This is a genomic window from Pedobacter ginsenosidimutans, assembly GCF_001442625.1.
Lineage (GTDB): Bacteria > Bacteroidota > Bacteroidia > Sphingobacteriales > Sphingobacteriaceae > Pedobacter > Pedobacter ginsenosidimutans.
Map to the genome: position 1 here is coordinate 182,610 of NZ_LMZQ01000013.1, position 16,105 is coordinate 198,714.

Consider the following 16,105-nt stretch of genomic DNA (forward strand, 5'->3'; position numbering starts at 1 on the left):
AATGAATCTGTTAAAAGGAAGGATAAAAATCATCGATCAGTATATTATCGGGAAATACCTGGGTACATTTATTTATACCCTGGCCATTTTTGTGATCATTATTGTAGTATTCGACCTGTCGGAAAAGATGGATGATTTTATGAAAAGTGGCCTGAGTTTTTGGGGTATTCTCTCTAAATACTACGCAGGCTCTATTCCTTTTTATGTGAATATGCTTTCACCGCTGATCAATTTTATTGCGGTAATTTTCTTTACAGCAAAAATGGCCGATCAGACTGAAATTGTACCAATTTTAAGCGGTGGAGTAAGTTTTAACCGCTTTTTATTTCCTTACCTGGTGTCGGCGACGATTATTTTCTCAGCCAATTTACTTTCAAATCTATACATCCTCCCTTATACCAATACCTTAAAAAATAGTTTCGAGAATACCTATGTAAAACGTAATGATCCTTCCACAAAATCAAACATCCATATGAAACTGGATGACAAAACCTATATCTACATTGATAATTTTGACAACAAAACGAATTCAGGATACCGGTTTTCTTTGGATAATTTCAGTGGAGATGTACTCACCAAAAAGATCGTTGCAGAAAATATAAAATGGGATTCGCTTAAACGCAAATGGCAGTTGAACAACTACTCCATCCGCAAGATCGATGGCCTGAAAGAAACCATGATTTATGGTAACGGGAAGTTAAAGGATACCATCCTGGATATGCGTCCGGATGATTTTTCGGCATATGATAATGTGGTACAAAATTTAACCACTAAGGAGCTATCTGATAAGATCAGGAAAGAAAAAATCCGCGGAACAGGAGTAATGAACGATCTTCAGTTTGAAAAATACAAACGTTATCTACACCCACTTTCAGCTTTTGTATTAACGCTGATTGGCGTAGCGCTATCGTCGCGTAAAGTACGCGGAGGCGTTGGTGTATCTTTAGGGATCGGAATCTTCATTAGCTTCGCTTATATCGTATTTAATCAGTTCACACAGATGTTTTCTACCAAAGGTGGGTTACCACCTTTTGCGGCTGTTATTATGCCTACATTATTCTTTGGCTTATTAGGTTTTTACCTATTGAGAAAAGCACCAAAATAGCGATGGACGCCACTAAAAAGAATTTACTCATCCTTCATCTTACTGTATTTGTTTGGGGCTTTACGGGCGTGCTCGGCAAACTGATTTCTATCGATGCGGTGCCCATGGTTTGGTACCGGGTATTGATTGCCGCAGCTACACTTTTTGCGTGGTTTTTAATCACCAAAAAGAACATTAAGATTACTAAAAAACAGTTCATTCAATTCTTTTTAACTGGAGGAATTGTTGCCATTCACTGGATATTTTTCTTTCATGCCATTAAGGTCTCTACTGTTTCGGTAACCTTAGTTTGCCTCTCTTCCTTTACTTTATTCACTGCGATATTAGAACCGCTGATCAAAAAACAGCCGATACAAATGGGCGATATTCTGATTGGTTTATTGATCATTCTAGGAATATATATGATCTTTAAATTCGAAGGCCAATATACTTTAGGAATTATTTTTGGTTTGCTGGCAGCAGTCGCATCAAGCCTTTTTTCCACTATAAATTCTACTTTGGTACAAAAAAGCGAGCCTTCAATCATCAGTTTTTATGAGCTCGTTGGTGCCCTTTTCTGGATCACTTTATACCGTTTATATGATGGTACACTGTTGCACACAGCATTCAACTTAAGTGCTAAAAACTGGTTCTTTCTTATTCTTCTTGGCACACTTTGTACATCCGTTGCTTACGTTGCAGGTGTTGCGGTAATGAGGACTTTATCGGCTTTTAGAGTCGCGTTAATTACCAATCTGGAGCCTGTGTATGGAATAGTATTAGCATTCGTTTTCTTTCAAAGCAAAGAACAAATGACAGGTGGATTTTATATTGGCGCAACCATTATCCTGGCCTCTATTTTTCTCTATCCGATCTACAAAAAGAGAAAGAACCAACTGTAAACACAAACTATAGAAATTTAAATTTTCTTTAGTAATCCTACCAGCCGAACGTACAGTTTCAGTCGTAACTATTCACCGAGCTTAATTTTTGCAGTACAGCTCAATACTCAAATTCTCTCAACTAAATTTCTTGGTAAAGATTAGGTAAAAGCGCAATGAGGAAGATTATCAAAGCCAGTCAACACTACGCTTACATCGTATCATAAAAGTATCCAGCTCGTCCTTATATAGAGATGCAAAAGTTAATAATTAAAAGCAACGAACGAACATCCAAGGAATCAAAAATCTAATTTTTCAGACATGCAACATAGCTAAAGCTTAATCAAACCACCAGCACAAAGACGACAGTTTTAGATGAAGAGAATTACAGCTTAAAAATGCAATCTATCGGGAAGTAAAAGATCAAAAACAAGCATTAATCATAAGTATGCACATCTTCCTCGAAGATAGAACTGCCCATACCGAAACATAGCTGAAGCAAGATAAATCACCATTCAAAATTATTGAGCTGAATTAATATTATTGGGTAAAAATTCATAAATCAAAAGGGCGGAATTCCATTACCATCAATTGTGTATCTCAGCAAACGAAGAAGATACATTTATCCAGCAATAAGATCAGGTATACTCGAACATAGCTTGTATAAACAGTTTTAAATCGGATACTGCAAACAAGTTCAAGGCTTAATCCTTAAACTTGATAAACAAAGAATTTCATACTAAAAAATGTTCAATCGGCTATCAACTAAACCCTCTAATTGAAGACCAGAGTTAGCGTTGATAAAATGAAAATTATGATATAAAAATCGACCAAAATATTAGCCATTTCAAAACTAAAAAAGCACTGTAATCATAAGATAATTATTAACCTGTTTTAGTTAAAAATAAGCCTACTGAAAATAGCAAAATGGAGGATAACTGGTCAACAAAATATGAACAAAAATCAACTATACAAAGCCAGCAAAAAACAGATAGTTAAAGTGGTTAAAAACTCAAATAAAAAGCTAATTAAATCAGCAGAAAATAGAGCTAAAACAACAAAGAAAAAAACTAAAATTTATGTTAAAAATCGACACCAAATGCAAGGCATTTCATGTTCAGATTTCATGCAATGCTGCGTTACCAAACCACAAGTAAAACAAGATGGCTTGTCTAAACTATCCCAACCTTGAGTTCAGGAGAGTTTTCAACCAGAATAAAAACCCAGCAAAGGAGTAAAAAAAGACAATGCATTTTATAGTTAATCACCATAAAATACGGGCAAAAATTACAGCCGTAAAGCTAATTTTAAGTATACTCTTTCTCCTGCAAACGAGAAAGAGCCACCAATTTTGAGTTTCGAAGGTATAAAGGCTAAAAGAATAAAAAACCTCATTTAAACATCAATAAACACACTTTTTCGAATAAAAACAAAAATCACTCTAAAACACTCAAGAAACATCGTTATTCACGAATATCGTCAGGAAATTGCATTATAAGGTCAAATTATTAGAGATTTTAGCACTTAGAACGATGAAAAAATATACAATTTAAACCTCTAAGATCAAATTTAAAGCAAGAAATCGAGGTTAAAAACCAGACTTGAAGTTGGATTAAGTCCACAATTCATGGCGGCATTACCTGCATTTCAACTGCATCATATTCATCAGAACTGAGTAACAAACACGAAGAGCGAGAAGAAGTATCACCAAAATACGCCTCGAGCTATCGCCCAAAAATAAAGACATTTTGTCACAACAATCTAATCTCAGATATTGATAGCGATTTTGAATAACCAATTTGCGCCATGCATTTCGTTTCAAAACATTATAGACAGAACGCGATTTCTAAGCAGATTCTCGCATACTGAAAGTCAATTTTAAAGCCCATAATCCTGACCAAAATGCTAGCCATTCTTCCAGCATTAAAAGCCAAAAAGTATCGATTAGAATTACAAAATCCAGTCGCATTTTAAGCCATTACCTGAGTCTGACCAAATTCTAAAAAACTATACAAAAATTAAAAAAGGCAATAAAATTTTCGAAGAAAATCGATTAATAAGTGTAAATTAAATCAATAAAGTTAATGCGATTAAAAATATTGAGAGAAGCCTTAATCAACAGTAAAATTCATTAAAAAACAAAGGCGAAATCAACAAATTAAGAATTTATATAAAATTCATTAACATTTAAAAATCAATAACTTAAATAATTTTATATAAATTAAATATTCACAAATATCAACCCTTGCAAATTTTAAAAAACTAAATATTTTAGCAAAGAATTTAGATGAATTTAAACATATCAAACAAAATACTAATTATCAAGTATTTAAGTGCAATTACTTTAAGCTTCACATCACTATCGGTTTTTGGACAGATTTTCAGCACTGCACAAAACCCACTTAGTGTAAAATGGAACTATATTTATTCAGGTGGCTTTAAAATCATCTATCCGCAAGAACTGGAGAAAGAAGCCCAAAGAATGGCCAATACCCTACCCTTTATCTACCCTAAAATAGGTCTGGGTTTAAGGCAGCAAAAAACCGCTATTCCACTCCTACTCCAGAACCGGGGAACCGTGGCAAATGGCTTTGTTCAGCTCGCACCCAAGAAGTCTGAATTCTATGCCACCCCACCTCAGTTTTTTGACAGCCAGGATTGGCTAAACAACCTCGCCGTTCACGAACTTCGACACATTGCCCAGTTTGACAAATTGACAGGAACACAAGCACACCCCTTTCCTGAACTGGTTTACTTCGCTTACTTTGGCGCGGGTATTCCCACCTGGTTTTTCGAAGGCGACGCAGTGGTTAACGAAACCGCTCTGACTAATTCGGGCAGAGGCAGGCAGCCCAACTGGATCATGCCTTACCGGGCTTCAATTTTAGAAGGCAAAAAAATCTCTTATAGCAAAGCCTATTTCGGCTCGAACAAAGACGTAACTCCTGGCTACTATCAAACCGGATATTTGATGGTATCGGATATGAAAGAAAAATATGGGCAGTTCATTTCCGACAGTATACTTAGCGACATTAGAAAAAGACCAGTAAGGCCGTACCCCTTTTCACAGAGCTTAAAAAAATTCACAAAGCAAAACTCCAGAACATACTTTCTTTCCACCCAAAACAAGCTTGCTGAAAAATGGAAAATACAGCAAGAAAAATCTGTTACAGAAAGCTATGAAAGCTTAAATAAAAAACCCGATTTAGCAACCGATTATTTCCTTCCTGTCCGGCTAAATAAAACCCAGGTTTTAACCCTAAAAGAAAGCAAGACAGATGCGCGATATTTCGTGATTATTAACGAGGATAAATCGGAGCAAAAGTTATTCGGAATTGGCTACCAGGAACAGCCTTGGTTTAGCTTAAAAAACGACCTTTTGGTTTGGGATGAAATACGCTACGATCCGCGCTACAAACAACGGAGTTACAGCGTAATCTGTTCATATAATCTGAAGACCAAAAAATTCAACAAATTAAGCAGTAAAAGCCGGCTCTTCTCTCCCAGCCTTTCTAACGATGGAAAGAAAATTATCGCTTCAAAAGTGGAGCTGAACAATCAGTTCAACCTGGTTGAGTTGGATGCAGGCTCGGGAAAAATTTTAAAGACCTATCCTAACCTTGAAAACGAAATCCTGCAGATGCCTTCCTTTGATCAATCAGGAAATAAGATTGCTTATATCAGCGTAAATGAAAAAGGAAAAAGTTTATGGTTGATTGACGGAGAAAAAAAAATGCAATTGATTTCTAACAGCAGACAGCAGCTAAGCCGCCCGGTCTTTATTAACGACAAAATTGTTTTCAATGCGCACTTTAATGGGATCGATAATATCTACAGCATAGACCCTGATTCGAAAAAAATAAATGCACTCAGCGCCTCCAAGTATGGGGCCTTTAACCCTAGCGAAACTGCCGATGGAAAAATCATTTTTAACAACTATAAAATCAATGGCTACGAAATTGCGGAGAGCGTATTGACCGAAAAACCAGTTGGCGAAAACAACTTTGTGGATTTCTCCGCAGCTGCAGAAAAGCAGGAAAATGTAGGAAATGTTTTCGACAAGATTCCAGACAGCACCTACCAAGCCAAGCACTATCATCAGGCTTTAAATCTTTTCAGTTTTCACAGCATCATCCCTGTAATCGACAACGAATATGTTTTCGGTCTGGAGCTGCAATCAAACAATCTGCTCAACACGATGGACTTTTATACGGGTGCAAAATACCACCGCGATTTAAAACGTTTTGAGTACACAGCAGATATTAGCTATAAGGCACTTTTTCCTGTATTTAGTGTATTGTATCGCAATCGCCCGAAAAGAACGTTCTACAGAGCTAAAAACGCAGTACAACAAGGCGATTGGAGAGAGAACTACATCAAGCTTAATGCATCGGTTCCGCTATCGTTCAACATGCGCAATGAGAACTATGCTTTTACCTTAAATGCAGCAACTAGTTTTACGCAAAGGTACATGCCAGAAAATATGCCAACCGGTTTTATACGCGAGCTTAAATTTCCGATGGAATACAATTTTACTTTCAACCACAGTGTACGCACTACCGAAAGAGATATTGCCCCCAGGTGGGCACAAGTGTTTAGGGCAACTTATAATCACCAACCCTTCGATAAAAACTTAAAAGGAGAAATCTTAGCACTCGAAAGTTTCCTTTACTTTCCTGGCTTTGCTAAAAACCATTCCTTTCTGGCAAGCTTCAATTACCAGAAAGCAAGTGGTGTAAACCAATATGCCACTGAGATTGCAACCGTGTATGGATATAACAACATCTTAGCAAAAAACAAACTGCAGAACAGTCTACTTTTTAATTACCGTTTTCCATTTGCCTTTCCCGATTGGGAGTTGGGTCCTTTCGCTTACGTGAGAAATTTTAGGGCAGGTTTATTTTGCCATTACGAGAACATTGGCAAGGGCACAACCTTTAACGATCCGAAAACTTATGGAGTAGAATTAAACACCAGTGTAAACCTTTTGCGCTATCAACCTGTTGTTGATTTAGGAGCGAGATTGGTTTTTGTTAATCAGATTTACAATCAAAATCCGATATTAGAGTTTTCATTTAATTATAGCTTTTAAACCATGAGCGCAAAAACAATCTCCATCATTATCCTAACCGCATTACTTACCATATTTTTAATGGTGAATACCGAACCTGTTGATTTCGATTTCCTGGTTACGACTGTTCCAGTATCCAAACTTTTGGTTATCGGTATTTGCATCATCATCGGTTTTATCATCGGCTTCGTTGTTGGCCGTCCGCGGAAAACAGTGAGCAGTTATGATGATGAGATCGAAAGAAACCAACCGGTTTCGAATAAAAAAGAATTGAGCGACGAGGATAGGGATTATATTAGCTAAGAGTTAGGATTAGTAGGATTCTATGATCTGATACTCAATAGCAAAATCGTCATCTCGACTGGAACGCAGTGAAATGGAGAGATCTGCTTCGATAGATCTCTCGGCTTTGTTGCACTTCGCTCGAGATGACGGCGACTTGGGATAGTGATCTTCTTAAACTTTCTGTCAATCACATTGGTTTTTATGCAATAGATTATTTATCGAAATGACGGGTATTTTTTTCGTAGTTAAAGTGCCGACATTATCTCACCATATAACAACCCACTACCCCCACCATAGTGCTGGATAATTTTCAGGCCTGGCCTTAAGGCAAGAAGTTTATTTTTCAGTTCGGACTCTGATTCCTGATCGATTCCATTTCCGAGTAAAACCAAGTCAATGTGCTGTTCTTTGCAAATGGAAATAGCCTCTTCATTTTTACAAACACACAAACCCTTCCATTCGGGCCTGGCATTTAGCAATCGGTTCATTACTGCAGTAATTTCTGTATCCCGGCCAATATAAAGTATAGTAGTTTGCATAGTCTTAAGTTTAAAAATATATCAAAAAACAAATCGCCATTCCGACAGTACACCAATTTTCATCGGTAAGAAAAACTTGGTCTCTACTCCAAGATTTCTCCCCCAAAGGAGTTCCTTTGGAACACTTCTGTCGAAATGACGATTCTTCTAAATTAATTCAGTTCCATCGGAACGTCCATCAATAAAACCTCTGCATCTGCAGTATTGGCTTTAAAACTAATGCTGTCGGTATCCCAAACGCCTAATCCATCTCTTTTGCTCAACACTTGTCCGTTTATGGTTACTTCGCCACTAATTACGAAAGCATAAACACCGTTTCCAGCTTTTTTTATTTTGTATGCTGTTTCAAAACCTTCATCAAACTTACCCAGCGAGAACCAGGCATCCTGATGAATCCATACGCCAGCATCATCAGCGTTTGGCGATAAAATCTGCTGAAAATTATTGTGCCTCGCTGCAACATCCAATGTTTGCTGATCGTAACGTGGTGTAACGTTTTTCTTGTTCGGGAACAACCAGATCTGCAATAAATTTAACTGCTCATCCGCATTTGCGTTAAACTCGCTGTGGCTAACACCTGTTCCAGCACTCATTACCTGGATTTCTCCATTTTTAATTACTGCTGAATTACCCATACTATCTTTGTGTGCAATTGCACCAGCCAATGGAATGGTAATAATTTCCATGTTATCGTGTGGGTGCGAGCCAAAGCCCATTCCACCATCAATACTGTCGTCATTTAAAACCCTTAAAACTCCGAAGTGCATCCTTTCTGGATTGTAGTAATTGGCAAAACTGAATGAATGGTGTGCATCTAACCAACCATGATTAGCATGACCGCGGGTGTTTTCTTTGTGCAAAATAAACTGTGACATAAATTTCCTTTCTTGTTTATGATACAAATTTACAGCAGCGATGTTTACCAAACATTGATGTAGGGTAAGAAAGTTTAGCGCGAAGTGTTTAGCGTTGGGCGTTTAACATGCCTGGCAAGCACCGCATCGCTATTTAGCTCTCTCAAGGCATCTAAAGCTACCCAGTTTGCTTTTTTATTGTTTTGAGCCAGGATGTTGTTTGCGGTTTGGATGGCATGCTCATGCAGGAAAACATTTCGTTTGCCGATTTGCCTCAATGCCCAGTTAATTGCCTTTTTAACAAAATTCCGGTTATCGTATGCTTCTCTTTCAATGATTGGAAGAAAACCCAGAAATGTTTCGTCGGGTTCTTTCTTGAGATGCGCGGCAGCCTCGGCCATCAGCACAAAACCGGTACGTTTTACAAATTCGGCTTCAGCTTTGGCAAACTCAAAAGCTTTCGACTTAAAATAAGGCGTTTTAACGAAAAGATTTCCACAAGCCTGGTCACATATATCCCAGGAACTAAAATCATTCGTCCATGCATTTATTTGCGCTTCTCCCACTTCTTTATAATCACCTATAAAGGTTGCTAAAAGCCGGGCTTCATGAAATCCAGTCTCCCAAAGCAGTAAAGACAGTTCCTGGTTTTTACCAATCTGTTTGGCCAGCTTGCGGGTATTGGGCACACGAATACCAAAAGCTTTAGAAATATCGATCCCAAAATGAGCCATCTTTTTTAAATACTCAGGCTCACTGATGGATTTTAATTCAGAAAGGACAAAATCTAGATCATTCATAATAATACGAATTTAGTTTTTTTGAAAGACTTCCGAAGTCTAGACAAAACAATTTGGACTACTATAACATAACCAATCCTTAACACCGTTTCGGTTTTAAGTTTACATCGATCTTTTAAACTTGTTTAAGTTTAACCATAACAATCAACCTTTTAAAACCCATGCAAAAAAACGTCATTTGGATGCTATTAGCGTCTTGCCTATTCACATTTTCCTGCAAAAAGAACAAATTATCTGAAGAGGAGGCCAGCACAACAAACCAAAAGAAAAATATGCTGATGGCTAACACTACAGTAGCCAGCGCTGCCGCAAGCGTAAATGCCTACACGAATACATCAAGCTACATCAGCACGGGTTTTTCATTTTTAAATCCAACACAAATTGATAAAAACCGCCAGGCTATTGGCGGCAGTGCTTATACTGAAGTATATGGCTTTAACGTTCCTGAAGAAAACAGGGTAAGGGGTATCAGATGGAATGAAGATGATGAAACTACGTCTATATGGCGCCCTCAGGGAATCGCTGGTTTCTCCAGAAATGGGGTACGTTACTTATTGGTAAGCTGGTATGCCAAAGATGCTGCGGAGAGCAAAGGATCGAGAATAACCCTTATCGACATCAGCCCAAGTTCGAGTACTTATTTAACTTACAGACACATTTTACTGGTACAGCCTACACTTCCAACCGGCACGCTAGATTATACGCAATATGGCACTTATGCGCCATTAAATGTACACGCAGGCGGCGTAGCTTACTTTAATGGTAAGGTTTATTTAAGCAGTACAAGTTTGGGCTTAAGGGTATTCGATTTAGACAAAATTATTGAAGTGACTACAGGAACAGGTACTGATAATAAGTGTGGCAAAGATGCCAGTGGAAATCTTTACGCTTTTAATTACAGATACATCCTTCCACAAATAGGTTATTATAAAATTAACGATGCAAGTCCTTTTTCAACCGTACAGGTAAATTACGAAAACAACCAATTATGGACAGGGCAATATTATGCCGGAAGTGCAGATGCATCGATTGTTCCCAAAATATTCGGATTCCCGATAAACACATCGGGAGAACTGCAGAATTCAGGTATACAAACAGTGATTCCAAAAAACAGCCTATTTACTTCAGATCATGCACATGGGATACAAGGTGTTTTTAGGAAAGGAAACAGGACCTGGCTTTCTTGCACCGGATCGCCTAGCGAATCTTACGGATCTACTGCCCGCTTAGCAAGATATACGGATGGTGATACCAATACCGTTCGATATAGATGGCCATACGGCGCTGAATCGTTATATCTTGAAGCGCAATACGGATATTTATGGAGCTTAACAGAATTTGAACCCAATGCCGGAGCTCAAAATGGCAATCAGGTTAACCGTTGTATATTTGCGGTAGATTTTTCAAAATACGAATAGAAACCTTAATCAAATAAAAAGAGGCTATATCATCATTTTAAATCTATCTCGTTGAGAAAATCCGTCATTTCGACTGAAGCGTAGCGAAATGGAGAAATCTTTTATCATAGTACAAAGATTTCTCCTCCGAAGGAGTTCCTTTGGAACACTACGGTCGAAATGACGATATCATCCTTTAAGCCAGTGCCTGCTCAATATCAGCTAAAATATCGTTGATATGCTCCAAACCAATTGATAAACGGATGGACCCTTGCTCAATACCAACTTCATTACGTTGTTCTTCGGTAAGTTTGCTGTGTGTACTGGTAGCAGGATGTGTTGCAATAGAACGCGTATCAGCTAAATTTGCGGAGATAGAGAACATTTGCAGACCGTCCATAAACTTGCGTGCAGCATCTATACCGCCTTCAACCACAATGGTTACAATGCCGCCACCCTGTTTCATTTGCTTTTTGGCAATATCGTACTGTGGGTGCGATGGTAAAAAAGGATACTTTACCAGTTTAATTTTCGGGTGTTTTTCTAAATATTCTGCAACTTTTAATGCATTTTCACAATGACGGTCCATACGGATGGCCAAAGTTTCTAAACTTTTAGATAAAATCCATGCGTTAAAAGGCGATAACGCCGGTCCGCTGTGACGGGCAAAAGCAATTACATCTGCAATTAAATCTTTAGTCCCTAAAATAACGCCCCCCAATACTCTTCCTTGTCCATCAATATATTTGGTAGCCGAGTGGATCGAAATGTGTGCACCATACTTAATCGGCTGTTGCAGATATGGTGTGGCAAAACAATTATCAATAACCAGTAATACATTGTGTTTTTTAGCCAGATCGCCCAAAAATTCAAGATCGATAATGTCGATACCTGGATTAGATGGCGTTTCTACAAAAATCATTTTGGTATTAGGTTTAATCAAAGCTTCCCAATCCTGTGGTTTATCCAGGTCGGCATAATCGAAAGTTACACCCCAGTTAGAAAAAACATTGGTCAATAATTGATGGGTAGAACCAAAAACCGATCTGCTCGAAACCAGGTGGTCGCCATTTTTCAAAAACGCGCCAAATGTAGTGAAAATCGCAGCCATACCTGTAGCTGTGGCGAAACCATCTTCAGCCCCTTCTAAAAGGCACATTTTTTCGATAAATTCTGATGTATTTGGATTTGAATAACGGCTATATACATTCCCCTCTTTTTCGTTAGCAAACAAAGCACGCATTTCTTCCGCATCTTCAAATTTATAACTCGAAGTAAGGTAAATTGGCGACGAATGTTCTTTGTGCAAACTGCGTTCGGTTTGAGTGCGTATAGCTATGGTTTCAAAATTTTCGGATTTCATTGTATTGTTAGATATAAGTATTGAGATGTGAGACATGAGATTTGAGATGTGGGACATAAGATTTGAGACCTTAAACCCTTTACCCTACACCTATTCTACACCTTATTTATTTTGTAAGTAAAATTAATAGTTGCAGAGCGGCCCAAAATATTCGATACGGAACAATATTTATCAAAAGTCATGGCTAGAGCGCGCTCTACTTTTTGAACGCTTAAATCGCCAAATAAATCGAAATGAATATCGATTACATCAAAAATCGGTGGCATTTCTTCCTCTTTTCTTGAGGCATTTATAGCGATTTTAATATCATCAAGTGGCTCTTTCTGCTTGGTTAATACATTTACCATATCAATACCGCTGCAGCCACCCAATCCAACCAGTAACATCTCCATCGGCCTGAAACCCTTTCCTTCGCCACCAATGGCAGCTTTTGCATCCAACTCAACGGTAAAACCGCTCTCGTTTTCTGCTTCAAAATTAAATTTACCGCTCTTGCGGATTAGATTTATGTTCATATTAATCGTATAGAGTATTGAGTATCAGGTATCAAGACCTTAAGCCTTCTACCTTCCAACCTTCTACCTCTTTTAAATATTATAAAATACTAAGTTATTTTCTTCCAGTTCGGGCAATTTAACCGGATGGTCGAAAATTGCAAAAACCGACGAACCGCTGCCACTCATTAAAGCGAATGTTGCGCCTGCATCGTATAAACTGGTTTTTATTTGACGAATTTGGGGATACTTTGCGAATACCGATAGCTCGAAATCGTTGATAACCTTATTTTTCCATGTTGTTGGGCACAAATGTATGATTTCTTTTAACGATTGCAAAGGTTTTTGCGGTTTTACCTGTGCATAAGCATCGGCCGTACTCACGTGTACAGGCGGTTTTACCAAAACTTTAAACCAGGCTGACAAATCTATTTCGCACTTTTCAAATTCATCACCTTTATTAAATGCGTAAACAGGTTTGTTCTCGATAAAAAAAGCACAGTCTGCCCCCAGCTTACGGGCGTAATCTTCCATCTTATCAACAGACATCCCCAAACTAAATTTATCGTTTAATAATTTGATCAGGAAAGCACAATCTGCCGATCCCCCACCCAAACCTGCACCAACTGGAATGTTTTTCAATAAATTGATCTGCTGTGCTGGGATATCATAATCCTTTTTTACCAATTGGTAGGCTTTAAAACACAGGTTATCATTCGCATCGCCGGGAATATCAATGCCATGGATTTTGCACGAAGTTTCTTCCACATCGGTAATTTCGACCGAATCTTTAATATTGATCGGATAAAAAACGGTTTCGAGGTTGTGATAACCATCAGCACGTTTTTCGGTGATATTTAAGCCTAGATTTATTTTTGCGTTGGGAAAAGATAGCATGATAGTCCTGAGTCGTGAGTCTTAAGTCGTGAGTCCATGGTGCCGAAACCATTGGGCGGTTCTAACTGCAAACATACAAAAGTGTTTTTTATGGGGTCGTGTTTCTTTACATTTTATATAGTCAGGTTTTTTTGGAGCGCAATTGTAGTGGTTCTACGCTTACCTTGTTCCCGTGTTCCGCTTTTACGCTTCGCTTCGTCGTTCCTCCTCGCTGCAGGGTAACACTGCACCCGGGGCTAAGGGGCCAGTTGCTACTTCTATCGGGGTTGATGAAGAAACCGTAAATTACAAACCTGATTGTAGTGGAAAGCCCATAGCGCAGCGAGGACTTGAAACGAAAAGCAGGACAGGTGGCTGCCATTGGCACAGCACATTCATTTCCAAAAAACAATTATCAGCACAATGTTAGTAAATGCCCAGTGTGTATAAAAATGATTTACAACACCTGATAAATTTTAGATATTTGTAAATTATCAGAACAGTATGAAACAATATTTAGATTTAATGCAGCATGTGCTTGATCATGGCGCTCAAAAGCACGACCGTACCGGTACCGGAACCATAAGCGTTTTTGGATATCAGATGCGTTTTAACCTTCAGGAAGGTTTTCCGATGGTGACGACAAAGAAACTGCACTTAAAATCTATTATACATGAGTTAATCTGGTTTTTAACCGGCGATACCAATATTAAATACCTGAAAGATAATGGTGTTCGCATCTGGGATGAATGGGCTGATGAAAACGGCAATCTGGGACCGGTTTATGGTTCGCAGTGGAGAAGCTGGCCAACACCCGATGGGCAGCATATCGATCAGATTACCAATATCATCAATACGATAAAAAACAATCCCGATTCACGGAGAATTATTGTTTCTGCCTGGAATGTGGCCGAAATCGAAAATATGGCTTTACCTCCTTGTCATGCTTTTTTTCAATTCTATGTGGCCGATGGGAAGTTAAGCTGCCAGCTATATCAGCGCAGTGCCGATATTTTCTTGGGCGTACCTTTTAATATTGCATCTTATGCTTTATTAACCATGATGGTGGCGCAGGTGTGCGACTTAGAAGCCGGAGATTTTATCCATATGCTCGGTGACGCACATTTATACAATAACCATATCGAACAGGCTAACCTACAATTAAGCCGCGAGCCTAAAGCGCTTCCAACCATGAAAATCAATCCTGATGTAAAAAGCATCTTTGATTTCAAATTTGAGGACTTTACGCTGGAGAATTATGAACCACATCCGCATATTAAAGGGATAGTGGCGGTGTAACATTTGTTCACTAGTCATTAGTCATTGGTTCATTTGTCTGGGTGCAGAATTGAATGCCCTGTTTTAAAAAATCATCCCTTTAATTTACTTAATCAAGAGAAATCATGAATTATAAATTAGAGGATTTAGAAGTCTATAACCTATCAGAGATAATTTCTGATAAAATCTGGGATATCGTTATGGAATGGGATTATTTCGCCAAAGACACCATCGGAAAACAAATATGCAGAGCGGCAGATTCGATTAGCGCTAATATTGCTGAAGGATATGGCCGATACCATTATAAAGAGAACAAAAACTTTTGTTATTACAGCCGGGGTTCGATTCTAGAAGTAAAATCATTTCTTCGGAAATCAAAAAACAGAAATTTGATATCTGAAGACTGTTATTCAGAACTTTATATCGAATTGCAAACAATCCATTTAAAACTGAATGCTTATATAAAATATATTGGAAAAAATTTAAACAAGTTTTAACTTGTCGACGCATACTAGGATCATACTTAGAAATTATGCCCTAATGCACTTTGCAGACACTAATAAACAAATCACTAATGACTAATGAACTAGAAAGCCCTTCGCTTTCAATAGCCGTAGCTGTAGGCGAAAATTTTGCAATAGGCAAAAACAACCAGCTTTTATGGCATATGCCAGCCGATTTAAAATTCTTTAAACAAACCACATTGGGACACACGGTTGTGATGGGCCGCAAAACCTTCGATTCTGTTGGCAGACCATTACCAAACCGCAGGAATATTGTAATTACCAGAGATCCGGATTTAAAAATCGATGGTGTTGAAGTGGTAAACAGTTTGGATGAAGCTTTAGCAATTACCAAAACAGAAGAAAAACCGGTATTTATTGTAGGTGGGGCTGAAATTTATAGACAAGCTTTGCCCAAAACTACCACGCTTTATTTAACCACCATCCATCACAACTTTGATGCGGACACTTTTTTCCCTGAAATTGACCGGAACGAATGGAAAGTAATCAGCTGCGAAGCCCATAAAGCCGACGAAAAGAATAAATACGATTATACTTTTGAGGTTTTAGAGCGAATTTAACTCAATTTAACCGCAAAGAACGCTGAGAACTTCGCAAAGAGCGCAAAGTTTATCCCATAAGCTATTCCGCTTCTTCCCCTGCCATCGGGAGTATCGGGG

At 38.3% G+C, this 16,105-nt stretch carries 15 protein-coding genes; 9 read left to right on the forward strand and 6 right to left on the reverse strand.

What is annotated here, in order from left to right:
- Position 1: 1 nt before the first annotated feature.
- From ASU31_RS16805 to ASU31_RS16825, 5 genes are all read left to right on the forward strand, one after another.
- Positions 2 to 1,105, forward strand: coding sequence for an LptF/LptG family permease (locus ASU31_RS16805; RefSeq protein ID WP_029276231.1), 1,104 nt, complete (start codon positions 2 to 4; stop codon positions 1,103 to 1,105).
- A gap of 2 nt (positions 1,106 to 1,107) precedes the next feature.
- Positions 1,108 to 1,986: a DMT family transporter gene (locus ASU31_RS16810; protein ID WP_057933435.1), complete on the forward strand. Its 879-nt coding sequence runs from the start codon at positions 1,108 to 1,110 to the stop codon at positions 1,984 to 1,986.
- A 931-nt stretch (positions 1,987 to 2,917) separates the two neighbouring features.
- Entirely contained in the window at positions 2,918 to 3,157 is a 240-nt protein-coding gene (locus tag ASU31_RS16815; protein WP_057933436.1) for a hypothetical protein, read from the forward strand.
- A 1,095-nt stretch (positions 3,158 to 4,252) separates the two neighbouring features.
- Entirely contained in the window at positions 4,253 to 7,057 is a 2,805-nt protein-coding gene (locus ASU31_RS16820) for a TolB family protein (RefSeq protein ID WP_057933437.1), read from the forward strand.
- Between the two features lie 3 nt (positions 7,058 to 7,060).
- The gene (locus ASU31_RS16825) at positions 7,061 to 7,339 is read left to right on the forward strand and encodes a LapA family protein (protein ID WP_057933438.1); all 279 of its coding nucleotides are present in this window, start codon (positions 7,061 to 7,063) and stop codon (positions 7,337 to 7,339) included.
- Positions 7,340 to 7,566: 227 nt separating this feature from the next.
- On the opposite strand, the gene ASU31_RS16830 is transcribed toward ASU31_RS16825, so the two are convergent.
- The 3 genes from ASU31_RS16830 to ASU31_RS16840 all read right to left on the reverse strand — a co-directional run bounded on the left by ASU31_RS16830 (position 7,567) and on the right by ASU31_RS16840 (position 9,514).
- On the reverse strand, positions 7,567 to 7,860 hold the full coding sequence (locus tag ASU31_RS16830) for a hypothetical protein (RefSeq protein WP_057933439.1): 294 nt from the start codon (positions 7,858 to 7,860) through the stop codon (positions 7,567 to 7,569).
- Between the two features lie 152 nt (positions 7,861 to 8,012).
- Entirely contained in the window at positions 8,013 to 8,735 is a 723-nt protein-coding gene (locus ASU31_RS16835; protein ID WP_057933440.1) for a pirin family protein, read from the reverse strand.
- A gap of 74 nt (positions 8,736 to 8,809) precedes the next feature.
- Complete coding sequence (locus ASU31_RS16840; RefSeq protein ID WP_057933441.1) at positions 8,810 to 9,514, reverse strand: DNA alkylation repair protein; 705 nt, start codon at positions 9,512 to 9,514, stop codon at positions 8,810 to 8,812.
- A gap of 161 nt (positions 9,515 to 9,675) precedes the next feature.
- On the opposite strand from ASU31_RS16840, the gene ASU31_RS16845 reads away from it, so the two are divergent.
- A complete protein-coding gene (locus ASU31_RS16845; protein ID WP_167346198.1) occupies positions 9,676 to 10,932 on the forward strand; it encodes a hypothetical protein in 1,257 nt (418 codons plus the stop codon).
- A 175-nt stretch (positions 10,933 to 11,107) separates the two neighbouring features.
- Here ASU31_RS16845 and ASU31_RS16850 read toward each other — a convergent pair whose 3' ends face one another.
- The 3 genes from ASU31_RS16850 to ispE all read right to left on the reverse strand — a co-directional run bounded on the left by ASU31_RS16850 (position 11,108) and on the right by ispE (position 13,665).
- On the reverse strand, positions 11,108 to 12,274 hold the full coding sequence (locus tag ASU31_RS16850; protein ID WP_057933443.1) for a trans-sulfuration enzyme family protein: 1,167 nt from the start codon (positions 12,272 to 12,274) through the stop codon (positions 11,108 to 11,110).
- Positions 12,275 to 12,369: 95 nt separating this feature from the next.
- Positions 12,370 to 12,789: an OsmC family protein gene (locus ASU31_RS16855; protein ID WP_057933444.1), complete on the reverse strand. Its 420-nt coding sequence runs from the start codon at positions 12,787 to 12,789 to the stop codon at positions 12,370 to 12,372.
- A 72-nt stretch (positions 12,790 to 12,861) separates the two neighbouring features.
- Positions 12,862 to 13,665, reverse strand: coding sequence for a 4-(cytidine 5'-diphospho)-2-C-methyl-D-erythritol kinase (gene ispE, locus ASU31_RS16860; RefSeq protein WP_057933445.1), 804 nt, complete (start codon positions 13,663 to 13,665; stop codon positions 12,862 to 12,864).
- Positions 13,666 to 14,148: 483 nt separating this feature from the next.
- Here ispE and ASU31_RS16865 point away from each other — a divergent pair, with 483 nt between their 5' ends.
- From ASU31_RS16865 to ASU31_RS16875, 3 genes are all read left to right on the forward strand, one after another.
- Positions 14,149 to 14,943: a thymidylate synthase gene (locus ASU31_RS16865; RefSeq protein ID WP_057933446.1), complete on the forward strand. Its 795-nt coding sequence runs from the start codon at positions 14,149 to 14,151 to the stop codon at positions 14,941 to 14,943.
- A 104-nt stretch (positions 14,944 to 15,047) separates the two neighbouring features.
- Complete coding sequence (locus ASU31_RS16870) at positions 15,048 to 15,419, forward strand: four helix bundle protein (RefSeq protein WP_057933447.1); 372 nt, start codon at positions 15,048 to 15,050, stop codon at positions 15,417 to 15,419.
- A 77-nt stretch (positions 15,420 to 15,496) separates the two neighbouring features.
- Positions 15,497 to 16,006 (forward strand): dihydrofolate reductase, encoded by a 510-nt coding sequence (locus ASU31_RS16875; protein WP_057933448.1) that lies wholly within the window; start codon positions 15,497 to 15,499, stop codon positions 16,004 to 16,006.
- The last annotated feature ends 99 nt before the right edge of the window (positions 16,007 to 16,105 follow it).